Raw genomic sequence first — 24,063 nt, 5'->3', positions numbered from 1 at the left:
TCTTTTTACGTCTGACATGCTGTAAATTTTGATTTACATTAGAAGTACTGCTTTTCAATGAGTTAGATTATTAACTCTAACAAAAATTGTGCAAAGTCTAGCTAATATTAAAAGGCCATTTCTAGCCGACTTTTCTATGAGTACTTTATGACAATTAATAACAACAAAAATAAAGCGCCACATCCTGATACTTTATGTATTCACGCAGGAAAAGAAAAAGGTGCACATCATGGTGCCCTTACTAGTCCATTGTTTCAGACTTCAACATTTGTATTCGAGAACGCTGCACAAGGGGCTGCAAGATTTGCAGGTGAAGAGCCGGGGTATATTTATACGCGATTAGGTAATCCAACAACGCAAGAACTAGAAATTAAAATTGCCGCGCTTGAAAAAATGGAGGACGCCGCAGCTACAGCAACTGGAATGGCCGCCGTATCAGGAGCTGTGCTAAGCTTTTTAGAGGCAGGCGATCACCTAATCGCTAGTAAAGCTATTTATGGTTGCTCTTTTGCGTTGCTTAATCATCAGTTGCCAAAGTGGGGCATCGAGGTGACTTTTATCGATATGGATAATGTTGAGGAACTTAATGCGGCACTGCAACCAAACACGAAAATGGTGTTTGCAGAAACGCCGGTTAATCCAAACCTTAAAGTGCTGGACTTAGCCATGATCGGTAAGTTTAGTAGTGATCACGGCTTGATTTCAGTTATCGACAACACCTTTATGTCACCGCTACTGCAAACACCGGTAGACTTTGGTATTGATATTGTTATACATAGCGCGACTAAATATCTAAATGGTCACGGCGATGTGATTGCCGGAGTCATAGCTTCGTCAGCAGAAAAGATAGAAACCATCAAACTCACGATACTAAAAGATGTAGGCGGTACGATGAGTCCACATGATGCGTGGTTGATTCTACGAGGATTAAAAACGCTTTCTGTTAGAATGGAGAGACACTGTCAGTCGGCACAAACCGTCGCAGAGTTTTTAGAAGGTCATCCTCTTGTATCGAAAGTTTACTATCCAGGGCTACCTTCACATCAAGGATACTCATTTTTAGGTAAGCAAATGCGTGGTGCTGGTGGAGTAATAGGGTTTGAACTCGATGGCACTATAGAAGAAGGGCAAGCCTTTATTGATGCGACGCAGCTATTTTCTATAGCGGTTAGTTTGGGTGATGCAGAGTCATTGATTCAACACCCAGCCTCAATGACGCACTCACCGTATACACAAGAAGAGCGTTTAGAAGCTGGAATTAGTGATGGTTTAATTCGTATTTCAGTAGGTTTAGAGAATGTAAGTGATATAGTCGCTGATCTAAAGCAAGCGTTTGACTATATACTTGCATTAAGATCAGATTCAGTAAGTACAGCAGTTAGCTGGAGGTAAAGTAACATGGCAAAGCAATCTTCATACAGTTCAAAGCAGTCGGACGCGAATGGTTTTATTCATTGGAGTGATGATGAAAACCAAGTTTGGAGCGAATTGATTGAACGCCAGTTAGAAGTAATCAAAGGTAAAGCGTGTGATGAATACTTTGAAGGCCTAGAAAAGCTGGATATGCCTAAGGACCGTGTACCACAATTAGGTGAAATCAGTGAAGTATTACTCGATACAACAGGGTGGCAGTGTGCTGAAGTCCCGGCACTTATCAACTTTGAATCTTTTTTCAAACTATTGGCCGATAAAAAGTTTCCGACGGCGACGTTTATAAGACGACGTGAACATTTTGATTATTTGCAAGAGCCCGATATTTTTCACGAAATATTTGGTCATTGTGCGATGCTAACGAATCCTGCTTTCTCTGAGTTTACTCATACATACGGTAAGCTAGGTCTCGCTGCAACAAAAGAAGAACGTGTTTACCTAGCTCGTTTGTATTGGTTTACTGTCGAGTTTGGTTTGATGAAGCAAAATAATGAGCTGCGTATATACGGCGGTGGTATTTTGTCGTCTCCTGGAGAGACAGAATATGCATTCAACTCCGATGTCCCAGAGCGAAATGTAATGAATGTGATGGATGCTTTTAGAACGCCATATCGAATTGATATTATGCAACCAAAATATTACGTTATTGACGGTATTGAACAGCTGTTTGAAATATCACAGATGGACTTAATGGGTATGGTTCGTGAAGCCATGAAGTTGGGGTTGTACCCACCAACGTTTCCACCTAAAAGCGCTGCTTAAACCTTATTTAAGATTGATGCGTATTAAACAAAGGCACTGACAGTGCCTTTTTGCTTTCTAGGTGTAAATAATTGTTGCCAAGAAAGATATGTTGTACATACAATTGCAAACTTACAAAAACACTTTCAGTTTTTCCTCGGAGCAATAATGCGGTTACAAATTGCCTGCCAAGACCGAATGGGCTTAGCAAAAGAAGTGCTTAACATATTAGTCGATCACGACATCGATTTACGCGGTATAGAATTTGATAAGATCAGTAAATGTCTTTATGTCGCGTTTCCAAAAATTGACTTTGAGCCGTTTCAGCAGGTTATGGCGGCGATTAGGCGCGTTGACGGTATAACAGATGTTAAAACAACGAGCTTTTTGCCTTATGAACGTGAGCACAATGAACTTGTTACATTGCTTAGAATCTTGCCGGACGGCGTTATATCAATTGATAGCAAGGGTCATATTTTAACGGCCAATCAAGCCTCGCTAGTTGACCTTGGTCTTGCTGAGTCAGATATTATTGGTCAGCCGATACAAAGTATTCTTAAAGGTTTTAATTTTGTAAAGTGGCTAGACTCAAAAGAAGTTACAGGCCAAACATTAAAACTCACGGGAAATAACGAAGAATTTGTAACTGATATATTGCCAATTAATGTGACCGATGAAGATGGCAATGTGCAATTAGCAGGTGCCGTAGTTAACTTAAAATCACACAGTCGTTTAGGTCAGCAAATAAATGCCTTCCGTGACGATAATAATGAGTCGTTTAACGATATATTAGCCAACAGCACAAGTATGCGTCGAGTCATTCGTGAGGCTAAAAAAATGTCTCAGTTAGATGCTCCTGTGTTACTCCAAGGTGAAACCGGCACAGGCAAAGAATTACTCGCTAGGGCATGTCACGATGCCAGCAGTCGCAGTGAACATCCTTTTATTGCTTTAAGTTGTGCGTCTTTGCCTGACAATGTGGCCGAGTCTGAATTGTTTGGTTTTAGTGGTGATGCATTTGACACTAAAGATACTTCCGGAAAACGAGGTATTTTTGAACAGGCTAATGGCGGCACTGTATTTTTAGATGAAGTTAGTGAAATGTCTGCAGAGATGCAAACAAAGTTACTACGATTTTTACAAGATGGCACCTTTAGACGAGTTGCGGAGGAGAAAGAAGTTAAAGTTGATGTAAGAGTAATCTGCTCAACTCAAAAAGATCTTTCAGCAATGGTTCAAGAAGGGGAGTTTAGAGAAGATCTATACTACCGATTAAATGTATTAAGTATCACCATACCTCCTTTGAGAGAGCGCAGAATGGATATTAATCCACTGGCCAATCATTTTGTGCAGAAGTTCGCAACTGAGTTAGGAAAGCGCGCACCGACTCTGTCAAAGAGTTGTTTGGAATATATTCAATCTTACCCTTGGCCTGGCAATACTCGCCAATTAGAAAATTGTTTATATCGAGCAATCAGCATATCGGAGAACGATATTTTAGAGCAAAATGATTTAGAGTTGCCTTGTTATAGTAATGAGTTTGGCTATCTAGACGAAGGATTTGAGGGAAGCTTAGATCAAGCAGTAAAACGCTTTGAAGCAAGCTTGTTAAGAAAGTTATATCCGGCGTACCCTAGTTCACGACAATTAGCTAAAAAATTAGGACTTAGTCATACCGCGATCGCCAATAAACTTCGCGATTATGGCATTAACAAAAAAAGCACTAAGGTGTAAAGATGAAACTATTTGGATATTGGCGCTCTTCGGCGGCCTACCGAGTTCGTATTGCATTAAACTTAAAGCAGTTAGATTGTGAACTGATCAGCGTTCATTTAGTAAAAGATGGCGGTCAACAACACAGCAAAGATTATCAAGAACTGAATCCGAATGAGCTTGTCCCAACTTTAGTTGATGGAGACTTTACACTGAATCAGTCACTGGCAATCTTAGATTATCTAGAGCAGAAATACCCACAGTCACCTTTATTACCAACAAATATTCAAGACAATGTTAAAGCAAAAGCATTGGCATTTGATATCGCCTGCGACATACATCCATTAAATAATTTACGTGTTTTGCAATATCTTGCAAACGACCTGAACCAAGGTGATGACAGTAAAGCTAAGTGGTATAAACATTGGATAAATGTCGGGTTTGCCTCGTTAGAAAAGTCCTTAGCACGTACAAAAGGCTTGTTTTGTTATGGCGATGAAGTCAGTTGGGCTGATATTTGTTTAATCCCGCAAGTTTATAACGCTGAGCGGTTTAATGTAGATATGACGCCGTATCCTAGCATCATGGAGATTACGACCCGGTGCCGAGCATTGCCAGAATTTTGGAGTGCTGCACCAGAACAACAAGATGATGCATCATAAGGTATTGATTTTAAAGATATTGATATTTACACTTGTTTCCATAATGGGAGCAATAATTATATTGCCTTAATGTCAAATTGTGTTAGTTTAATTTGCTATTTTGAGTCAGAGGAGAAAGGCTTTGATCAATATTTTATTGGTTGATGACCATGAGTTAGTACGAACCGGTATTCGTCGTATTTTAGACGATGTTCGAGGAATGAAAGTAGTAGGCGAGGCCGACTCAGGGGAAGCTGCATTCCAATTTTGTCGTTCTAATGAACCCGACATTGTGTTGATGGACATGAATATGCCGGGTATCGGTGGTATTGAAGCGACAAAAAAAATTGCTCGTTATTGTCCAGACGTTAAAGTCATTATATTAACCATGTATGCGGAAGATCCGTTTCCGACCAAAGTAATGCAAAACGGTGCACAGGGCTTTCTTGCAAAAACAACCTCGCCAGATGACTTAGTTAATGCAATAAAACAGGTCAACGTTGGCCAGCGATTTATTTCAGCTGAAATAGCCCAACAAATGGCTTTGAATCACTTTAAGGGCGTAGACTCTGACAAGCCATTTGACTCTTTGAGTGAACGAGAGCTACAAATTATGCTTATGATCACCAAAGGTGAAAAGGTACAAGATATAGCAACACAACTTAATTTGAGCTCGAAGACGGTAAACAGTTATCGATACCGCATGTTCGAAAAGTTAAACATTTGTAATGATGTAGAGTTAACTCATTTAGCGATACGACATGGTATGTTAGATATGGAAAAGCTTTAGTTCTCATATGCCTTCTGAAAATTTTGACGCTACTAAGTTTCTAAAACATGTAACATCAGAACCTGGCGTATACCGAATGTTTGATAGCGAACAAACGGTGATATATGTCGGTAAAGCGAAGAACCTTAAAAACCGCTTGTCTAGTTATTTCCAAAAAAATGTAGCGAGCGTCAAAACCCAAGCGCTCGTTGCTCAAATTGCTAATATTGAAGTAACGGTAACTGAAACCGAAACAGAAGCGTTAATTCTAGAAAATAATCTGATCAAAGAGTACCTACCTAAGTACAATATTCTACTCAGAGATGATAAATCCTATCCCTATATTTTAATTACCGATCATAAACATCCTCGGTTAACCATGCACCGAGGAAAAAAGCGCAACAAGGGCGATTATTTTGGTCCTTTTCCCAGTCCTGGTGCGGTTTGGCAAAGCTTACGGATCATGCAAAAAATATTTCCAGTAAGGCAATGCGAAGATGGCTTTTACAAAGTTCGAAGTAGACCATGTTTACAACATCAACTAAAGCGTTGTTCGGCGCCATGTGTAGAGGGTTTTGTAACGGATGAGCAATACCAAGAGCAGGTAGGTTTGGTTAAACAGTTCCTTACTGGGAAAAGCCAAGAAGTTGTTGATGTATTAATTGGTAAAATGGAGCAAGCGAGCGCTAAACTCCAGTTTGAGGATGCCGGATTTTATCGTGATCAGATAGTGGCTTTACGAAAGGTAACGGAGCAACAAAACGTAAGTGGCTCAATTGATGAGATAGATGTTTTAGCCTTTTCTAGTGATAAAGGTTTGGCGTCTATGCATATTCTTTACATACGCGATCAAAAAGTATTAGGCAGTAAAAACTACTCGCCAACAGTGCCGGCTAATTCGGAACCAAGCGAGATAATAACCTCGTTTATCAGTCAATTTTATTTAAATGGGATCGGTGGTCAAAGTATACCGAAAACCATTATCGTACCGCCTGAAACAGAAGATCTTGAGGAGCTTGAAGCGGCGATAGCTAAAGTTCGAAATGCTAAGGTGGAGTTAGTAAAACCAAGGCGTGGTGAAAAGTTTAAGTATTATCAATTAGCTCAAAAAAATGCCGATATTGATTTAGCGACTAAGTTAGCGGATGGGCGAGCAATTAGCACTAAGTACAAAGAGCTATGTGAAGTGCTAAAAGTACCGAGCATTGAGCGTATGGAGTGTTTTGATATCAGCCATACGTTTGGTGAATATCCTATCGCATCTTGCGTTGTATTTGGCCCTGAAGGACCACAAAAGTCGGCTTACCGACGTTATAACGTAAAAGGCGTAAAAGGTGGTGATGATTATGGGGCCATGGAGTTTGCGCTAAATAAACGGTACAAAAACGTTGAGAGCGTTGAAAATGTGCCAGATGTGCTATTTATAGACGGTGGTAAAGGACAGTTAAACAAAGCGGAAGCCTTTTTCGCCAATTGGCCGCATGAGAAAACCCCAATCATTGCAGGCGTTGCAAAAGGAGAGGGGCGAAAAGCCGGCTTAGAAATACTATATTTAAACGGTGGTGAAATAGAAATTGATTTGCCACCGACATCTATGGCTTTGCACCTTATTCAACATATTCGCGATGAGTCGCATCGATTTGCTATTACAGGGCACCGGGCTAAACGCGGCAAGGCCAAAACACAATCGTTACTTCAAGATATACCAGGGGTTGGCGCTAAACGAAGACAAATGCTATTGAAGAACTTTGGCGGTTTACAAGGAGTAATGTCGGCTAAAGCAGAAGATTTTGCAAAAGTTTCAGGAATTAGCAAACAATTGGCTCAAGATATACATGCCTTCTTGCATGACAAGGATTAAATAGGCATCATCTACATTAAATCCCCAAAACAATAATGTAGTAATTTTTTATGTGGAATATTCCGAATATTTTAACTTCGTTTCGTATCTTTTTAATTCCAGTCATGGTTTATTTTTATTATTTACCGGCTGACGTATACGAATGGAAATATTTTGTAACTGCATTTATATTTTGGTTCGCAGCGATAACGGACGCACTTGATGGTTATTTGGCTCGAAAATTAGACCAATCTACACCGTTCGGCGCATTTTTTGATCCTGTTGCAGACAAGGTCATGGTGGCCGTAGCCTTTATCGTAGCAGTAGATGACTATGCCAATGCTTGGGTTGCCGTTCCGGCGATGATAATAGTAGGCCGTGAGATTGTTATATCAGCACTTCGCGAGTGGATGGCTCAAATGGGTCACAGTGATGATGTTTCAGTTTCTATGGTCGGTAAGTTTAAAACGGCGGCGCAAATGTTAGCCTTAATTGGTTTACTGTGGCATCCAAATGAATATTGGGTGTTTGAAGGTTGGCTTTTAGGTCCTCTGTTAGATTATGCAACCTGGTTCTTTTTATATACAGCAACGATTTTAACGATTTGGTCATTGTTTATTTACTTTAAAGCGGCTTGGCCAATCATATCGGGTAAAAAAGTTTGATTTTTGAGCGTGTGAGCTAAAAAAGCATCAAACAGCATAAAATTGTCATTTTTATTGCAATTAGCAGTTGACTACAAACAATCAAAATGTAGAATGCGTTTCCGTTGTCAGCGATGACAGCAAAGAAGTCTGAGAAGACGTTTGTAAGTGATGCGAGTGTAGCTCAGCTGGTAGAGCGCAACCTTGCCAAGGTTGAGGTCACGAGTTCGAACCTCGTTACTCGCTCCAAACAAACGTAGTCAAGCAATAGCTTGGCGGGTTGGCAGAGTGGCTATGCAGCGGATTGCAAATCCGTGGACCTCGGTTCGACTCCGGGACCCGCCTCCATGACTTCTTAAAATTAGTGTCGCCCGGGTGGTGAAATTGGTAGACACAAGGGATTTAAAATCCCTCGCTTAACAAAGCGTGCCGGTTCAAGTCCGGCCCCGGGCACCATTTACTGCTTAGCAGTAAGATGAATGGAACATACCAGAACCATTCGTTATCTATGTGACGCGAGTATAGCTCAGCTGGTAGAGCGCAACCTTGCCAAGGTTGAGGTCACGAGTTCGAGCCTCGTTACTCGCTCCAATTTAGATTGGTACAAAACATTAATTATGTGTAACTACGCAATGAAAGTTGTATGTGACGCGAGTATAGCTCAGCTGGTAGAGCGCAACCTTGCCAAGGTTGAGGTCACGAGTTCGAGCCTCGTTACTCGCTCCAAATTTTAAAGCTAGAAATAGCTTAAGTAGAGTGCCAACTTTACTATAAAAATACCCCCGATGCCCGGGTGGTGAAATTGGTAGACACAAGGGATTTAAAATCCCTCGCTTAACAAAGCGTGCCGGTTCAAGTCCGGCCCCGGGCACCATTTACTGCAAAGCAGTAAGGTTAAATGAAACATACCAGGTTCATTTAATTAGATAAATTGCACGAAAGTGTATGTGACGCGAGTATAGCTCAGCTGGTAGAGCGCAACCTTGCCAAGGTTGAGGTCACGAGTTCGAGCCTCGTTACTCGCTCCAATATCTACAAATATTATTCTATCCATAGCAATTCAAAACCTAGCAAAATTCAAACCCCATTATTTTATCTTTTATTAACGACCTTTTACTCCGTACTAGTCGGTGAAATTAATTATTTTTTTACAAAAAAAAGCCCACTGCAGTTCGAGTAGGCTTTAGCTAAAGTTAAGCTCTAGAATCAATACTATTCGTGTTTTGAGTCATTTGACACCAAACTGTCCTGCTGTGTCGCAAATCCGACATTGCTGCTACGAATATGCAAATCGCGTTGTGGGAAAGGAATTTCAATGTTATTTGCTCGCAAAGCGTCATCAAGGGCCCATAAGTAATCTGACATCAATGCCGTTGGTCGTTTAACTTGTTCATGCGAGACCCAAACACCTAAAGTAAAGTTAATTGAGCTGTCACCAAAACCAGTCATCCAGACTATTGGCTGTCGACCTGGCATTGTAAGTGTGTAATTTACGGCCTTAGCAGCCTCAAGCGCGGCTTTTTTAACTATTTCCTTATCAGACCCATAAGCGACACCAAAAGGGATTCTAAAGCGTCTCACGTTGTCAGCAAGTGTCCAGTTGGTAACAATGCCAGATACCAAATCTGCATTTGGAATTAAAATATCAATATTATCGTTAGTTCGGACGAGGGTGGCTCGCATATTGATTTCAATCACTTCGCCTACCAAGCCCGAACTTACTTCAATAAAGTCACCAACCTTTAAACTTCGCTCAAGCATTATCATGAGACCAGATACGAAGTTATTCACCATGCCCTGTAAACCTAGGCCGATACCTATACCTAGTGCACTGGCCATGATTGCCAACTCAGTGACTTTAAAGCCCAACATGGTTAGCGCGATGATAAAGCCAACAAATAAAACCAGATAGTGGATAATTCGACTGATGATATACAAGTGATGACTACTGGTATTGCCTTTTTGTTTTGCTATACGATTAAAACCAGCTTGCAAAATTTTGCTAACGATAGATGTAATAATAAGTACAACAAAAAACGATAAAAGTTGACCCAGTTTTAAACTGTACTCTCCAACTTTAAATAACTGTACGTCGAGCCATGCGGCATCAATCATTGTGAACTCCTAAAGCCAGTTTTTCTTTTTAAATAAACCAATTAAAGCAACCGCGATTAACGCCATAACCCCAATTAAAATAAAATATCCATTCTCTACTTTTAGCTCTGGAATATAGTCAAAATTCATTCCATATAAACCAGCTAAAAAGCTCAGAGGAACAAAAACAGCGGTGATTACCGTCAGTACCCTCATCGTTTCATTTAACTGGTGTGAGGTCACAGAAAGATAACCATCGACTAAGTCCCCGCAAATGTCGTAGTAAAGTTGCGACAAACTTAGCAGCCGATCTAATCGCTCGTTCAAATCATTGACCATATGGATTTCTTTGTCGGTAATTATTTGTGTATCGTCATCGTCAATATAAGACGCCAAAGCTTTACCTATATTTACATGGTAACTAAAGGCTCTGCGAAGCTTGACCAGACGAGAGCGATAAGTAGTAATTTGTCGCATTAACGAGTCGGAACCCTTCTTCTGAAACTTGTCCTCGATAATTTCCAACTCAGTTTCGAAGTCCAATAACTCACTTAGGTATAAGCCACAGCTGTAGTGGAATATTCGAATCGCCAAATGCACAGGACTGCGCTTTAAATACTTAGCACCGCTGTCGTTGAACATAGCATTGATAGCTTTCGATTCTTTGTTATGACGTGATATAAAAATACGATCGCCAATGAAAAAGCTAATTTGAAGATGTTCAAATATTAGCCCCGGTTGTGCTTTATATATTCCGCGATACAAAAGAAACAAATAATCTTTAAACAGCTCAATTTTCGGAGGGTGTCGATCGCGCTGGGCATCTGTGATTGCTAATGAGTGGCAACCTAAACTAGCTAGTAATTTAGCTTCGGATTTTAAATCTTCATCTGAAATATCAATCCAAATCATAGACTCACTGTCAGACTTCCACTGTTCGATGAGTTCGCTACCTGCAATTTGGTTTTTGCCCTTTGCATCAATTAGCATGCAATTAATCATATTGCTGTCCTAAATAAAAATATTGTTACCGCATAATTATTTTCGTTATAGCAGTAGTTTAGCTCAAGTAAAACAAAAGATTTTATATTTACACCGATAGAAATTAGCTAAGCAAATTCAAAATAATTGGCGTGAGTGATTCAAATTTTCCGAAAAATAGATTAATTTACGCAACCAACACTGCACGGCAACTCCTGTTGATGTATAATGCCGGGCTAATTAATCGCTGAAAATCATTCAATATAAAAAGAGACTAAGATGGGAAGAGCTTACCAAAACCGCAAAGAGTCAATGGCTAAAACAGCTAATATGAAAACAAAGGTTTACTCCAAATATGGAAAAGAAATCTATGTGATTGCAAAAAATGGCGGTGGTGACCCGGACACAAATATAGCGCTAAAAAACATTATTGAACGTGCGAAAAAAGATCAAGTACCAGCGCATGTAATTAAAAATGCGATTGATAAAGCGGCTGGTGGTGCAGGGGAAGATTATTCTCCAGCTCGTTACGAGGGTTTTGGACCTGGTGGCTGTATGGTAATCGTGGATTGTTTAACTGATAACAACAATCGTACTATCATGGAAGTTCGTAATAGCTTTACTAAAACAAACTCAAAACTAGGTGCGCAAGGCTCAGCCGCTCATATGTTTGATCATGTTGCTATTTTTGTTTTTGACGGCAATGACGAAGACGAAGTGTTAGAAGCGCTAATGATGGCTGATGTTGACGTGACAGACGTTGAATGTGAAGACGGAAAGATCACAGTTACAGCGCCTCATACAGAGTACAACAATGTAAAAACTGCGTTGGAAGAAGCTTTTGAAGGCGTTGACTTTGATGTTCAAGAAATCTCTTGGGAACCACAAACAACAACTCCAGTGACAGGCGACGACGTAGCTATGTTTGAGAAGTTTATGGACATGCTTGAAAACTGCGAAGACGTTCAAGACGTCTATCATAACGCAGAAATCGAAGGTTAATTGATTTTCAGGATTAACATGATTAACGGCCTGTTTTTATATTACTGGAAGTAAGCCGATTAGAATAAATCAGTCACTTAAAGCTTTATTTTGCCTGTAGATAGCCCTGCCTTTTGGTGGGGCTTTTTTGTGGTTGAAGTATGCTTTAGCTTCTTTAATATTGGCTTGGTGGTCGAGGTAATACCGACTTAGCTCATAATCAGCCGGCAAATATCCTTACCATGGGTATCGTGAAAGGTTTATTGCAAGTAAATTATTTAGGAGCGACACAATATCAGAATGGGCTAGCTGAATAAAAGTGCATGGTCTCATTCGACTTAGGGTGAGAAAACGACAAGTATGTAGCATGTAGCATGAGTCGTTCAGCCTTAAAATAAGAATCTTCTAAGTCATAAAGATCACAACCAATAATAGGGTGTCCAATGGCCATACTATGCAGTCGCAATTGGTGCGTCCGACCGGTTATTGGCTCAAATTTTACGTGTGACGTGTTGCTATCTGAATTATAACTCATTACTTCGTAACGGCTGTTGGCCGGCTTTCCACTCTCATGGCAGATCTTTTGTAACGGAAACCCATCTACATCTTTAATCAACGGAAAAGTAATCTCACCTTGAGTATCTGCTAATTGTCCATCCAATATTGCTTGGTATTCCTTTTTCACAGTCCTCGCTGCAAACTGTTCACAAAGCTGCTTGTTTGTATCTTTGTTTAACGCCAGTAACATCAACCCAGAAGTGCCAAAATCAAGTCGGTGAATCAAAGTTGCAGTAGGGTATTGCTGCACTATGCGATGGTGAACGGAGTCTTTGTTCAGCGGATGTTTACCCGATAAGCTCAACAGTTTAGACGGTTTGTTGATCACAATAAAATCAGGGTCTTCATGTACAACCTTAATATTATCTAAGCAAGCTGGAACGATGAAAGGGTCGGATTGCGGCTGCATTTGCAGAGCCTTAAAAATGAGTAAGTTGAATAGGTCGGTAGAATAACATTTTATTGCTCAGGAATATTGTTAACTCAACATTCTAAATGTGCGCTACTTCTATTTTTCCCATACCCCAACAAGACATAAAGAAAATCGAAAATATTAAAAAAGAACATACTAGAAAGGTGGATGAAAGCGGTGACCCTATAGATGACGAAGATAAGTTGTCGTAACCATAAAAGCTAAAAAGCCCAATCAACTAAACCGGGCTTTTGTTTATGGAGGGAAATGCTTTACTTTATCCGCAGCATTTTTTGTATTTTTTGCCGCTACCACAAAGACAAGGCTCGTTACGAGATGGTGTTTTCTCAACGGTCACAGTAGTTGCTTTATTTAACAAGGTAGTGAGCTGTTCTGTAGACTCTTGAGCGTTTTCAGAAGTGTTTACTTCAATATTCGCAAATAACTCATGTTCGCTAAGTTGTTGTTCAATTTCTTTTTTTCTTTCTTCCGAAGTAACAACAAGTTCCAAAGGATACTTTTTACTCCCTGCTTTTTGTGACACTTTAGGTTGGTAGCTTTTTATATGGTTTTGTCGTGCGTCTTGGCGACCTTTGAAAAAAAACTTGTCTGACATGTTTGAGATCCAGTTAGAATTAAGAGATAACGCACAACTCAGAGCCAGCCAATTTGAGTAGCTTGATGGTATTGAACGTTTTTTGATTTCCCAAATTGTATCACACAGGTACGTTGCCGTATGCCATGCTTTTATCGAATAATATTCAGGTTGCGTAAGTGTTAGTTTTTATATGAAAATTGCACAAACTACGAGAAGAGGTTTGCGTGTCACCCGTAATTCAAATACAATTTTAACGTACCTGTAGCATCACATACCATTGTGCAGTCCCATGCCTTTTCAACCCTAACTGCACTGCCTTCCATCACCAACAAATTTGTTTAATACGTGAAGTATAATAACTAGAGAATACCATGAAATCATATTCTAATATTGATGAACTAATAAGCTTGTTCGAGTCAGACATTGAAAAGTTAAAAACAAAAATTTCAACGTTACAACAAAAACCAAAGAGTTTTAATGAAGAAATTCTTTTAAAATATATTGAGACGGCCAGTACTGGTAAAACTAAAGAGTATGTTAGAGCGAAAGTGACTCAATCAGACAGAGGTAGCTTTTTCTCATCAGCAGACGTAAGTAAATTGATAAAAAGTGGTGCAGGTGATGTTTCAGACGAACTATTGGCTATCGCACGAGAAGTTGGTGTACTCAAGAAGCGAAAAGTAAAAAGCTAACGCGAGTTTGTCGCTATTCTGCGTATTGAAATGTTGCGAATACCCGGAGTACCCATTTAATTTTTTGTTGTCTGCCCTAAACATTATTAATTAATCATTAAGGGCAGTTCGACGATTAAACTATGTCGACGGACTAAATTACTTAGGTTTCACCCTCAGTTGAAGACCCATTAAGAAGTTTCTTAGCACTTGGTCTTTGCACTCCCTGAAGTTTTTCGTTCCGGGCTTTCTGAAAAAGGCACTGAGCTCATGTTTGCTTAGGTTAAAATCAGCTAAGGCTAACACCTCTAACACCTCGTCTGCATTAAGATGTAATGCGATACGAAGCTTCTGAAAGATCATATTATTATTTAAACTAGTTTCATTTTTTGTTTCTACGCCATCACGTTTGCCGCGTCTAGACGTAATAAAACCATTTAGAAATGCAGAGAACTGCCTGTCTTTCAGTTTTACATAAGCAGGGTCATCGTCTTTTTTTAACCACGCAGTGATCGATGAGCTATCGACGATTTCATCAGCGAGCGCAAAAAGTTTAATAATGTCATTTTCTTTTAAATCAAAAGTAAAACGAAGACGACGTAAAATATCATTGTTAGTCAAAATTAAGGATTCCTAATTACTGATGAGCCCAATAAAGCTTGTGCTCATTTATAAGTCCTGCATTCTAACAGAGTTAAAACGTATCACTTATGTATAATCAATATTAATTATAATACGACGCTAACGGTTATAATTATTGTTGTTCAACAAAGATCAATTTACTGGTATCAAAACCTTTTGCTTGTGCGGTAGAAATAAATTGTGCTTTTAGTTCTGGAGATATCGTTGGAGTACGCGATAATAACCATAAATAGTCAGTATCTGGGCCAGATACAAAAGCATACTGATAATTTTCATGGTCTAACTCAAACACAACATACGAGCCGTAGAAAGGACCAAAAAAAGAAACCTTTAAATAACCTTGATCATTAGACTCAACAAAGTAGGCCTTGCCTGTCGCTTCGCTCCACTCATTCTCTTCTATGGAAAACCCTCGATTTAAAAACTCAAAAAAAAGCCTAAAAGTCTTAACGAAGAAATTTTATTAAAATACATTGAGACTGGCAGCACAGGTAAAGCGAAAGAGTTTGTTCGAGCTAAAGGATGTCAATCTGGAAGCAAAGGCATGTTTTCTTCGGCAGACGTAAGCAAATTAGTGAAGGATGGTGCAGGTGACGTTACCTAAGAATTATTGTCGATTGCTCGTCATGTTGGTATTTTGAAAAATCGAAGAAATAAAAGTAAAAAATATAGTCCAGCTTAAAGCGCCCCCTGAAAAAGCCAGCTAATTAGTTGGGCTTTCTTGTGCCCAACGCAGTATTTAATGTAACAAGCTAGCCTTAAGCCACTAATGATTTTCACTGGTGTTTCTAGCCTGCTATCATCACACAGCATAACCCAAAAAAGATACATCATCTGGGAAAGTATGTAGCAGGGAAGTATACGTTAATAGTTCAAGTTGTTGAAGATAATGATAATGTTTGCGATGAGTTACTATCGTTGAATACGTGGATTATGTTTTCTGGCCCTGCTGTGAGTATAACTTACGTGGAGATTATTCTGATATTAATTTAGGTAAAAACGATAAAAACTATATTACACTGCTCAACTCGCATAAACCCGTTGGTGCTAGTTGAACAGTATAATATCAGTGCGAAATGACCGCATAGAGAAGTGAACAATAAAATAAAATCTAAATTTAGTGTCTGAATCGACGTGTTGTTGATGCACTGAGGCCTAACAATGCCAGGGTAAAAATAGCAAAGCTCGTCGGTTCATTTACTACAGTTGAATTTACAATTTGTATTTCAGCGTTACGAACTAACGCGACTCCAGTTGATCCTGTTTTAGATCTTCTTAAATATTTGTCTGAGTCAAATTTTGCATCGCCTTGTGTGTTTTGCCCAGTAGAATAGTCGTCCGACATCCACGCTCTTCTGTAAAAACCATCACCGTCGCTATCTGTTCCAAAAAACGCTGCTGAATATTGAATGCCATTAGATGAGCTGTTGCCATAACTCGATTCTTCAAATGTATTGCCGAATAAATTTACAAATATTAACTCTCTGTCGGTAGTCACATCTTCAACTAATCCGTCAGTGGGACTTTTATAAGACTGTTCGACATTTTCATCAACTCCCCAAACAAATCCGCCGTATGCGAAGTCAAAGGTGTTAAATAAATATGCTAACTGTGCATTAGTCGCCAATACCCAACCATCACTCGCATGCAGTTCTAGAGCCTTATTAATACTAATTCCATCCGTCTCATCCCATTGCAACCATTCAAGGTTAGAACGGCTATCTGTAACAATATTATTAGCTTCATCGAGTGTAAAGTCAGATATCAATCCAGCTTTGGCAGAACCAGTCATAATTAAAACAGTCAAACAAAAGACCTTCAATACTTTCATTGTTTCCCTTTCCCATCACAATACATTTCACTATTTGATATCTGTTTTAAAACTTAAAGATATGGAGCAAGACCTTGCGCCCATACATGCAATTAGTCTTTAAACACCACATAAAACCAACGGGCATTAAATTGTCGGTAGACGATATAATTACGTTAGTCAATAAGTTACTAAGTTAAATTAAATGATTATGGCATAATATTCAATCACATTTTAATTTAATGTAGATTCAGCATATAAAACCCAAATTATTGTTGGTCAACAAAGATCAATTTACTGGTATCAAAACCTTTTGCTTGTGCGGTAGAAATAAATTGTGCTTTAAGTTCTGGAGATATCGTCGGGGTACGCGATAATAACCATAAATAGTCAGTATCTGGGCCAGATACAAAAGCATACTGATAATTTTCATGGTCTAATTCAAACACAACATACGAGCCGTAGAAAGGACCAAAAAAAGAAACCTTTAAATAACCTTGATCATTAGACTCAACAAAGTAGGCCTTGCCTGTCGCTTCGCTCCACTCATTCTCTGCAATTGAAAACCCTCGATTTAAAACTGATACACCACCATCATCTAACATAGAGTATTCGGCAGTTACTTGACTTAAACCACGCTCAAAAGAATGATCAAGTCTAGCTATCTCATACCACTTACCTAAATATTTAGGTAACTCGAAGCTATCGACAGGTTTTACCTTTTCCGGCATACCCAAACACGCAGATAAGGCTATTAAACAAGACAAAGTAATAAATAATTTACAGACTAGCTTTGCCAAAGAAGTAGAAGAAGTGGTTATCATATAAAAGCTCGCCCAATTTGATTAATTAGTAAACAGCTATTCATTTAGCCAAGTATGCTCTGACACAATGTTGCGAATACGTTGGTTGTACTTGTTATAGCCAACACTATTAAAGTTAGCGCTTTTGCTATTCATAAAGCCATGCTTATATTCACATACATCAAGCGTAACCTGAGGAATAAAGGCTAAACGAGCAATTAAACTTGGTATGGAAAAGTGGTCTTCGTTTTCTGGAAAAACTAAGTGTGATGGAAAAGCCGGCTTAATATCAGCATAGTGCCTAATTTGAGAGCCGTAAAACAGTAATGCAAGTCTAATATTTTTATCGTCTAATTGATCGGATACCGACCATAACGCTCCCGCTCCGGCACTAAAGGCTATAACTACGTAAGGCTGTGAAAGCGTTTGAAGTTTGTTAGTAATAGACACTGCATACTCTTCAATACCAATGTGTTCCATAAAATAAGTGTATGCTTCGGTTTCGTTTTGGAACGCTAATTCCTCATTATTATAAGGTTCAATAACCTCATATGGGGCGCCTAAGTTTTCGGCAAAGTCAGTAATTGCGTCGGTATGACCAAAAATGTCGGTAATAATGATATACAAAATGTGACCCTACCAACGACTTACAAATCGGTTTGTAATAATGGAGATTAGTATACCTAGCATAAAATACCCTAATACATTTAACGCTGTTTGAACCGGACCATTGGTTGCAGCACCAAATTGACCTTGGTTAATAAAATGCAAAAGGGCATGATGCCAAGCACTGGTGTAATCAGAAAAAACGTAGCTTTTGTAAATGCTGAAGTACCCCGCAAATATACTAATCAACAACAAGGATGATGCCATCCAGCGCTTCAAAGAATGACCAAAGTCAGAAACTAAACCTATGATGGATGCAAATAAAATTCTTGGTAATTTAGAGAAGAAACCAAGCTGTTCAATCTCCAGTAATAGTAGACTTAATCGATATTCTCTTGAACAGTATTCAATAAACGGAGACAACTCGGTTCCCGAAGTAAAAATAGTATGTTTAGCAGTTTTAGACTGTTTAAGTAAACGTAAAAAGTGCCGGGTACCGGTTACAAGTGCTGGTTTAAATTTGACTCTCAGTACTTTTACATTCCTAAAACTGGCCAAGTCAAAATCCACCATAGAAAAGTCTACGTCGTCCAAGCGACAATCATCCCAGTGCGAATCACGGCAGTTTGAACCTGATATTGTGGTATTTCTAAACTCAGAGCTCGATAAATCAGCATTATTAAAATTTGACTCAGTTAAACGACAACCACGCCATTCAGTGTTTTGACATTTTGCTTTGCAAAAGCTTGTGAAGGTATTTTCATCTGAGTAACATCGTTCAAATTTAGCGCCTGCCAACTCACAATTTTCAAATACAGTATTGCTCAAATTACAGGTTTCAAACAGACAATTTCGTAAGTCTGTGCCAGTTAAATTTAAGCCTTTCAAGTCGTCGTTTGAATATACTTTATTGTATTGTGTACTCATTGTTTGATAAATCCTGATAAAGTGTTGTCCCGCTCCACTGGAAAGCGTTTGCTACTACCTGACTCAATAATCGCCTGAAATGTTTCTTGTGGCAGTCCATAAGGATCCCAAACTGGCGAGGTAAGTTGTTCATTCGCGATAAGCCCGACATCACTGTTTAGCTCCAAAAAAGACTCATAAATTGGCGAGTCGGCACGAATTCCATCGGCACTAAATAAATAACCCTGTGATTTTAACCAATGGGAATAGTTTGAGCGTATCGGCTTTATCTTTTCAAAGTTTTTATACAAGAGTGACGTCATAAAGTGCTCGGTAATTAAGTCAAAGCTTTGTTCTGTAAAGACATCTTGGTTTGATAAGTCACCCAATGCATATTTCACATTTAACTGTTTTAGCTCGCTTTGATATAACCTAACTTCTTTATCTAACGCCTTTGCACATTTAAACTTCTTATCACCTAATTCGAAGCTATACCTAAAAAATTTGGACTCTTGAATAGCAGCTAAAAACTGTTCAATTTGTTGAAGAGGAAACTGGCATCTATCAGTGAATGTAACTTCTATTTTTAAATCATTGTCTAGCGATTTAATCGCATGTAAAAAAATCAATAATTGGCCAAGCGCATGAACATAGCTTGCTACACCTGCCACCATAATTCTAAATGGGCCGTCTCCTGTATGTTCGCGCAATTGCACTAACAATGCTTTTTGCAACCATTCACGTTGTTCTTTCACTAAATACCAACTGCCAGCGGGAGGATGCGCTGCACAAAATAGCTTAGCTAAATGAGTGGCCCCTTTTGAAGGTTCCATATAAGTGTGGAAGTTGTCACCACTGTCTGCCAACAGATCGTCTTCTATACCAGAAAACTCACAATAAACTCGACTTTCATGGTAACCACACGGCACGGGTTTGCCGTCGATGACTTGGCAAGTATGGGCAATATCATTTAACTTGGTTTGGATTTTTTGGCTCATAAGATAACGACTTAACTATAGTAACAATAAATAATATTGGATAATTTTAATCATATAGGTATGAGATTGAATAGCAACGCAAATTCTTTTATTTTGCGGTCCAGTATGACTCCAAAATGGGTTTTTCATTACACAAAACGATACCATGAAATTTATCACCCTTTATTACCACGCCAACACCTTTTGGGGTGCCCGACATTATAATATCGCCGTCCTCAAGGGTCATAAACGAAGATATATCATTCATAAACTGTTCAGGTTGAAACATCATATGAGTAACTAGCCCGTGTTGCACAAGTTGGTCATTGATATAAAGTTTCATAGAAAGGTCAGTTAAGTTGGCGGGGCATCGAACAAAATGACTAAAAACAGCAGCTCCATCAAAAGCCTTTGCTCGTTCCCAGGGCAATCCTTTCGCTTTTAGCGCACTTTGTAATTCGCGCTTAGTTAAATCTAAACCGAAACCGACGGCACTTATTTCTTTATTTTTGATAACAAAACAAATTTCAGCTTCATAGTGAATAGTTTCGTTATGTGAAGTTAATTGTGAAGCAATAGCGGAATTAGGTTTCAAAAATATCACAGGCTGTTCTGGGACATCATTATTCAACTCGTTGATGTGCTCTAAATAGTTCCTGCCTATACATATCACTTTAGATGGTGAATATATTTGTCCAATGCACTCTACTGAATTCAAAGCGTTCTCCAATCCGTGTTACCACTTTTAGTTTTATCAATTACTCTAATTTAGCTCTAGGTCAAAAACGGCACTGACGGATGAGGTAAATATAAGGTTCTCTTGTAAATATTTACCTGGTCTAGTGGTATCCGCTTCGCGTTGTGAAAACGTAATGTTTTCAACACTCTTATTGGCGCCGTATCGGCCGTAATTAGTAGATGACGATGCGTTAATACTATATATACGACCAAGTTTAGCGTCAAAAGATTGAGCCAGTTCACTGCCAGATGTTTTGGCATTTTTAACGGCCAGCGCGGTAGCTTCTGCTTTTAATTGCAGTTCTTGTGATGACTTAAGCTCTATATTGTTAATTTGGTTTATTTCCGCGCTCAGCGCAAAGTCTAAAAACTGGTTTAATTTTGTAATGTCTTTTAACGAAACCTTAAGACTACGGCTAGCTTTATAACCGGTTAATACTTGTTGATTATTAACGTAGGTATACTTAGGTTGAGTAGCAATACTTGAGGCCGAAATATCTTGCTCAGTGATATTAAATTTACTCACACCGTCTAAAAACTGGTTTACCCGAAAATCTACTTGCTGTTTTGCCGCAAGGCTTTCTTTTTGTGTACTTTCAATAGACATACTTATCACAGCTATATCTGGCTTAGCTTGTACTTGTGCATGACCAGTTACTGCAATATGACGATTATTGGGAAGGCTAGAGTTCGCTTGGGCGTTTGTTGAGACGGTTACAATAAAAAAGGTTGTAATAAATAAGGTAACAATGGCTTTCATAATGGCCTTCTCGTAATTAGATGATTAATTTATAAGTATAAGTTAAAAAGCGTTACGTGCTTTTATTTGTTGAATTCACTAAGTGCCAAGATTGCATCATCAGCGCGTTCACTTTGCACAAATATATGGTCATGGTAATACGCAGCAACCACGTTAGCGCTAATCCCTTTTGAGGCAAGTTTAGTGGCAATAGCTGCTGTTAGACCAACCGCTTCAAGGCTAGAGTGCACCGTCAATGTGATCATTTTATACGTGCCACTATATTCAAGCCCAGCAGAATCAGCAGAACATTTTGAAAGTATTAGGGTCAAGCCCTCTTTTTCTTTAAATGTTGCAATAGGATCAAAGCGAATACAATTTAACAAGCTTTGATTTACCGTGCAAAATACGTATTCGTCTTGCTTTAGCTCTGGTCGCATAGAGCTTAGAAGTGTATTTAAGTCCTTTATTCCAGTCATGATACCGCTCGTTAATTCAGTAGTTAGATTTATAGTTAACTAATACGCTTATTTGATTAATATATAAGTAAATAAATAGGTTATGCAAACGGTTATTTAAACAGGCGGATCCACTTTATCTTTATTTGACGTATTAACACGGAACCAACCAGCTATTGAGTAGCGATCTCGTTTTGCAGGAAGCACCTCGTGGGGAAACTCTTCACTTAAAAATGCCACAATAGTGCCTTGAAGTGGTGTTACTTTGACACCTTCCTTATCAGTATCATTTTTATATAGCACTAATTCACCGCCATCATGCAAGGCCCAGCCAGAGTTTAAATAAACAACAATAGACAATACTCTGTTTGCTTCGCCCTTAAAGGCGTCAACATGGCGTTTGTAATAATTCCCAGGCCCATAATGAGCAAAATGGCTTTCGAATGAAAACAAGCCTAGAAACAATCGACGATTTAAAAAAACCTGCAGTGCTGCTGACCAACTTAACCAGCTTCGGCCCGCCTCTGTTTCGCCGGTAATCCAACATATTTCATCAGTTCGAACAAATTCGTTTTTCGCATATAAGTTATCTCGACCAATACCAGCCTCTTTAAACTTTATTGACGGGATTGCTTGCTGTTGAATAGTTAACGCTTGTACAAGTGAGTCCGGAAGTGCGTTATGACGAATACTATAACCTTGCTGATAGATATCATCAGCAATTAATCCAAACAGGGTGTCATCATGGCTGAAGTTACCGCTGGAAACCAAATCTTTAGTTTGTAACGCGTACAATACGGTGTGCCTTAAAAAGTGAATACAACGGCGCGAGTCTAACTAATCATTATCTATTTACCAAACAAATTTTAAATGCCGATTTTAAAATGTAATATCCGTCACTCAAGCCTATTTATGTTTGTATTGAGTAGGGCAGTGAGACCGACTAATTGCCGGGTTCCTGAGTTTTAAATGTTTACTACTTCTACCACTCACTCGTTTGCGCCAAAGTTTGAAACTATTGGTTCTTAATGAAGCTCGCATTAATGAAATAACCTCTGGTTCACGTAAACCATAAAGTGCCTCTATGGCCTCAAAGGGAGTTCGATCTTCCCAAGCCATCTCTATTATTCTTGATGTGTCTTCTTGTGAAAATTGCATTGCTTTGACTCGATTACCGTTCACATAAAGATAGTAATACGCGTGATAGCTAACTCTGGATTAAATCAAATTGACAGGAAATATAATGATGAAAATCTAAGGCATAACTAATAGCAAATAACCATAACGCAGGCTTTAAAATACCTTGAATAGGCTCTGTGTCTCCCTTAGACTAACTCGCACTTTAACCCTCACTTCTAAACCTCAATTTGGCAAACTATTTTTGCTAATGCCATTGCATCCGACGGTTTTTTATTTAGAGCTAACTTATGAATTATCTTATTGCCGTAACTATTCTTTGGGCATTTTCTTTTAGTTTAATCGGCGTTTACTTACGTGAAGTAGATCCATGGTTTTCAGTACTTATTCGCACGTTGTTAGCCATGTGTATATTTTTACCTTTTACCAATGTAATGCAGGTGGTAGTAAAACAGCAAAACTCAAAGGATGGACTTTCAAATCGATTTTACACTAAGTTAATGGCGGTCGGGGCGATACAGCTGGGCTTAATGTATGGGTTTTACTACCACTCATTTTTATATTTAAGCGTTCCCGAAGTTCTTCTTTTTACTATCATGACGCCGTTGTATGTGACTTTATTTAATGACGTTTTAGATAAAACATTTCACCCAAGGTTCTTTATTGCAGCGCTGCTCGCGGTTTTAGGCGCATTAGCCATTAGGTTTGATAATATAAACCCCGACTTTCTGCTTGGTTTACTTTTAGTTCAATGTGCCAATATTTGTTTTGCTTTTGGTCAAGTTGCATACAAACGTTTGATCCCTAGCCGATCAGCTATTTCTCAACACAAGGTATTTGGTTTTTTCTATATTGGTGCATTTGTATTAGCGCTTATTTTATACAGTGTTTTTGGCAACGTAGAACGGTTACCGACTACGATGACACAATGGGGAATTCTAATTTACCTTGGAGTAGTAGCGTCTGGCTTGGGATATTTTGGTTGGAATCGAGGCGCGACCGAAGTAAATGTTGGTACATTAGCTGCCATGAATAATTTGCTTATACCCGCTGGTATTTTAGTAAATGTGTTGATTTGGAATAGAGAGGCTGATGTCACTCGGTTAATGATTGGGGCTGGCATTATCATGTTGGCGTTATGGATAAGTACAAAAGTTAAACTTAAATAAGCAT

25 protein-coding genes, 7 tRNA genes and 1 pseudogene are annotated in these 24,063 nt (G+C 38.9%); 17 read left to right on the top strand and 16 right to left on the bottom strand.

The window, feature by feature from the left end:
* Positions 1 to 147 precede the first annotated feature (147 nt).
* From megL to ACZ1GV_RS08150, 14 genes are all read left to right on the top strand, one after another.
* Positions 148 to 1,392: a methionine gamma-lyase gene (megL, locus tag ACZ1GV_RS08215; protein ID WP_472673754.1), complete on the top strand. Its 1,245-nt coding sequence runs from the start codon at positions 148 to 150 to the stop codon at positions 1,390 to 1,392.
* Between the two features lie 6 nt (positions 1,393 to 1,398).
* Positions 1,399 to 2,193, top strand: a complete 795-nt coding sequence (gene phhA, locus ACZ1GV_RS08210; RefSeq protein ID WP_472673753.1) for a phenylalanine 4-monooxygenase — start codon at positions 1,399 to 1,401, stop codon at positions 2,191 to 2,193.
* Between the two features lie 147 nt (positions 2,194 to 2,340).
* Positions 2,341 to 3,906 carry a transcriptional regulator TyrR gene (gene tyrR, locus ACZ1GV_RS08205; RefSeq protein ID WP_472673752.1) on the top strand — a complete coding sequence of 522 codons (1,566 nt, stop codon included), beginning with the start codon at positions 2,341 to 2,343 and terminating at the stop codon, positions 3,904 to 3,906.
* A 2-nt stretch (positions 3,907 to 3,908) separates the two neighbouring features.
* A complete protein-coding gene (maiA, locus tag ACZ1GV_RS08200) occupies positions 3,909 to 4,547 on the top strand; it encodes a maleylacetoacetate isomerase (RefSeq protein ID WP_472673751.1) in 639 nt (212 codons plus the stop codon).
* A gap of 121 nt (positions 4,548 to 4,668) precedes the next feature.
* A complete protein-coding gene (uvrY, locus tag ACZ1GV_RS08195) occupies positions 4,669 to 5,316 on the top strand; it encodes a UvrY/SirA/GacA family response regulator transcription factor (protein ID WP_210562219.1) in 648 nt (215 codons plus the stop codon).
* Positions 5,317 to 5,323: 7 nt separating this feature from the next.
* Positions 5,324 to 7,156: an excinuclease ABC subunit UvrC gene (gene uvrC / locus ACZ1GV_RS08190; RefSeq protein WP_472673750.1), complete on the top strand. Its 1,833-nt coding sequence runs from the start codon at positions 5,324 to 5,326 to the stop codon at positions 7,154 to 7,156.
* 50 nt (positions 7,157 to 7,206) lie between these two features.
* The gene (pgsA, locus tag ACZ1GV_RS08185; RefSeq protein WP_210562221.1) at positions 7,207 to 7,800 is read left to right on the top strand and encodes a CDP-diacylglycerol--glycerol-3-phosphate 3-phosphatidyltransferase; all 594 of its coding nucleotides are present in this window, start codon (positions 7,207 to 7,209) and stop codon (positions 7,798 to 7,800) included.
* A 152-nt stretch (positions 7,801 to 7,952) separates the two neighbouring features.
* A tRNA-Gly gene (locus ACZ1GV_RS08180) sits at positions 7,953 to 8,028 on the top strand.
* 25 nt (positions 8,029 to 8,053) lie between these two features.
* Positions 8,054 to 8,127 (top strand) — tRNA-Cys (locus tag ACZ1GV_RS08175).
* A gap of 21 nt (positions 8,128 to 8,148) precedes the next feature.
* Positions 8,149 to 8,235: transfer RNA gene (locus ACZ1GV_RS08170), tRNA-Leu, on the top strand.
* A 59-nt stretch (positions 8,236 to 8,294) separates the two neighbouring features.
* A tRNA-Gly gene (locus tag ACZ1GV_RS08165) sits at positions 8,295 to 8,370 on the top strand.
* A 59-nt stretch (positions 8,371 to 8,429) separates the two neighbouring features.
* Positions 8,430 to 8,505, top strand: a tRNA-Gly gene (locus ACZ1GV_RS08160).
* A gap of 61 nt (positions 8,506 to 8,566) precedes the next feature.
* Positions 8,567 to 8,653 (top strand) — tRNA-Leu (locus ACZ1GV_RS08155).
* A 78-nt stretch (positions 8,654 to 8,731) separates the two neighbouring features.
* Positions 8,732 to 8,807: transfer RNA gene (locus ACZ1GV_RS08150), tRNA-Gly, on the top strand.
* Between the two features lie 184 nt (positions 8,808 to 8,991).
* On the opposite strand, the gene ACZ1GV_RS08145 is transcribed toward ACZ1GV_RS08150, so the two are convergent.
* Together ACZ1GV_RS08145 and ACZ1GV_RS08140 are read right to left on the bottom strand one after the other, a co-directional pair.
* A complete protein-coding gene (locus ACZ1GV_RS08145) occupies positions 8,992 to 9,894 on the bottom strand; it encodes a mechanosensitive ion channel family protein (RefSeq protein ID WP_472673749.1) in 903 nt (300 codons plus the stop codon).
* Positions 9,895 to 9,903: 9 nt separating this feature from the next.
* Positions 9,904 to 10,875 (bottom strand): magnesium transporter CorA family protein, encoded by a 972-nt coding sequence (locus tag ACZ1GV_RS08140; protein WP_472673748.1) that lies wholly within the window; start codon positions 10,873 to 10,875, stop codon positions 9,904 to 9,906.
* A 258-nt stretch (positions 10,876 to 11,133) separates the two neighbouring features.
* On the opposite strand from ACZ1GV_RS08140, the gene ACZ1GV_RS08135 reads away from it, so the two are divergent.
* A complete protein-coding gene (locus ACZ1GV_RS08135; RefSeq protein WP_472673747.1) occupies positions 11,134 to 11,856 on the top strand; it encodes a YebC/PmpR family DNA-binding transcriptional regulator in 723 nt (240 codons plus the stop codon).
* Between the two features lie 274 nt (positions 11,857 to 12,130).
* Here ACZ1GV_RS08135 and ACZ1GV_RS08130 read toward each other — a convergent pair whose 3' ends face one another.
* On the bottom strand, positions 12,131 to 12,802 hold the full coding sequence (locus ACZ1GV_RS08130; protein ID WP_472673746.1) for an RluA family pseudouridine synthase: 672 nt from the start codon (positions 12,800 to 12,802) through the stop codon (positions 12,131 to 12,133).
* Between the two features lie 280 nt (positions 12,803 to 13,082).
* Positions 13,083 to 13,421: a PBPRA1643 family SWIM/SEC-C metal-binding motif protein gene (locus ACZ1GV_RS08125; protein ID WP_472673745.1), complete on the bottom strand. Its 339-nt coding sequence runs from the start codon at positions 13,419 to 13,421 to the stop codon at positions 13,083 to 13,085.
* 353 nt (positions 13,422 to 13,774) lie between these two features.
* Between ACZ1GV_RS08125 and ACZ1GV_RS08120 the strand changes: the two genes are divergently transcribed.
* Entirely contained in the window at positions 13,775 to 14,095 is a 321-nt protein-coding gene (locus ACZ1GV_RS08120; RefSeq protein WP_472673744.1) for a hypothetical protein, read from the top strand.
* A gap of 138 nt (positions 14,096 to 14,233) precedes the next feature.
* Here the strand turns inward: ACZ1GV_RS08120 and ACZ1GV_RS08115 are convergent, their stop codons facing one another.
* The 12 genes and pseudogenes from ACZ1GV_RS08115 to ACZ1GV_RS08060 all read right to left on the bottom strand — a co-directional run bounded on the left by ACZ1GV_RS08115 (position 14,234) and on the right by ACZ1GV_RS08060 (position 22,911).
* Complete coding sequence (locus ACZ1GV_RS08115) at positions 14,234 to 14,695, bottom strand: YehS family protein (protein WP_472673743.1); 462 nt, start codon at positions 14,693 to 14,695, stop codon at positions 14,234 to 14,236.
* A 133-nt stretch (positions 14,696 to 14,828) separates the two neighbouring features.
* Positions 14,829 to 15,137, bottom strand: a pseudogene (locus ACZ1GV_RS08110) (lipocalin family protein); the annotation flags it as partial.
* Between the two features lie 696 nt (positions 15,138 to 15,833).
* Positions 15,834 to 16,523, bottom strand: coding sequence for a hypothetical protein (locus tag ACZ1GV_RS08105; protein WP_472673742.1), 690 nt, complete (start codon positions 16,521 to 16,523; stop codon positions 15,834 to 15,836).
* A 272-nt stretch (positions 16,524 to 16,795) separates the two neighbouring features.
* On the bottom strand, positions 16,796 to 17,350 hold the full coding sequence (locus tag ACZ1GV_RS08100; RefSeq protein ID WP_472673741.1) for a lipocalin family protein: 555 nt from the start codon (positions 17,348 to 17,350) through the stop codon (positions 16,796 to 16,798).
* Positions 17,351 to 17,386: 36 nt separating this feature from the next.
* Positions 17,387 to 17,956 carry a hypothetical protein gene (locus ACZ1GV_RS08095; RefSeq protein ID WP_472673740.1) on the bottom strand — a complete coding sequence of 190 codons (570 nt, stop codon included), beginning with the start codon at positions 17,954 to 17,956 and terminating at the stop codon, positions 17,387 to 17,389.
* A 9-nt stretch (positions 17,957 to 17,965) separates the two neighbouring features.
* Positions 17,966 to 18,862, bottom strand: a complete 897-nt coding sequence (locus ACZ1GV_RS08090; RefSeq protein WP_472673739.1) for a pentapeptide repeat-containing protein — start codon at positions 18,860 to 18,862, stop codon at positions 17,966 to 17,968.
* Positions 18,859 to 19,839 (bottom strand): hypothetical protein, encoded by a 981-nt coding sequence (locus ACZ1GV_RS08085; RefSeq protein ID WP_472673738.1) that lies wholly within the window; start codon positions 19,837 to 19,839, stop codon positions 18,859 to 18,861. The genes ACZ1GV_RS08090 and ACZ1GV_RS08085 overlap by 4 nt, the downstream gene beginning before the upstream one ends.
* 88 nt (positions 19,840 to 19,927) lie before the next feature.
* Positions 19,928 to 20,536: a fumarylacetoacetate hydrolase family protein gene (locus ACZ1GV_RS08080; protein WP_472673737.1), complete on the bottom strand. Its 609-nt coding sequence runs from the start codon at positions 20,534 to 20,536 to the stop codon at positions 19,928 to 19,930.
* A 45-nt stretch (positions 20,537 to 20,581) separates the two neighbouring features.
* Entirely contained in the window at positions 20,582 to 21,316 is a 735-nt protein-coding gene (locus ACZ1GV_RS08075; protein WP_472673736.1) for an SIMPL domain-containing protein, read from the bottom strand.
* A gap of 62 nt (positions 21,317 to 21,378) precedes the next feature.
* Positions 21,379 to 21,774 (bottom strand): ACT domain-containing protein, encoded by a 396-nt coding sequence (locus tag ACZ1GV_RS08070; RefSeq protein WP_472673735.1) that lies wholly within the window; start codon positions 21,772 to 21,774, stop codon positions 21,379 to 21,381.
* A 96-nt stretch (positions 21,775 to 21,870) separates the two neighbouring features.
* The gene (locus tag ACZ1GV_RS08065; protein ID WP_472673734.1) at positions 21,871 to 22,548 is read right to left on the bottom strand and encodes a 2OG-Fe(II) oxygenase; all 678 of its coding nucleotides are present in this window, start codon (positions 22,546 to 22,548) and stop codon (positions 21,871 to 21,873) included.
* A gap of 111 nt (positions 22,549 to 22,659) precedes the next feature.
* Positions 22,660 to 22,911, bottom strand: coding sequence for a TIGR03643 family protein (locus tag ACZ1GV_RS08060; RefSeq protein ID WP_472673733.1), 252 nt, complete (start codon positions 22,909 to 22,911; stop codon positions 22,660 to 22,662).
* A gap of 269 nt (positions 22,912 to 23,180) precedes the next feature.
* Between ACZ1GV_RS08060 and ACZ1GV_RS08055 the strand changes: the two genes are divergently transcribed.
* Positions 23,181 to 24,059: an EamA family transporter gene (locus tag ACZ1GV_RS08055; RefSeq protein WP_472673732.1), complete on the top strand. Its 879-nt coding sequence runs from the start codon at positions 23,181 to 23,183 to the stop codon at positions 24,057 to 24,059.
* Positions 24,060 to 24,063: the final 4 nt, after the last annotated feature.

This window comes from Psychrosphaera sp. HA2-10, assembly GCF_055693745.1.
Note: the sequence above shows the minus strand (reverse complement) of the source record. Positions and strands in the feature narration are given on the sequence as shown.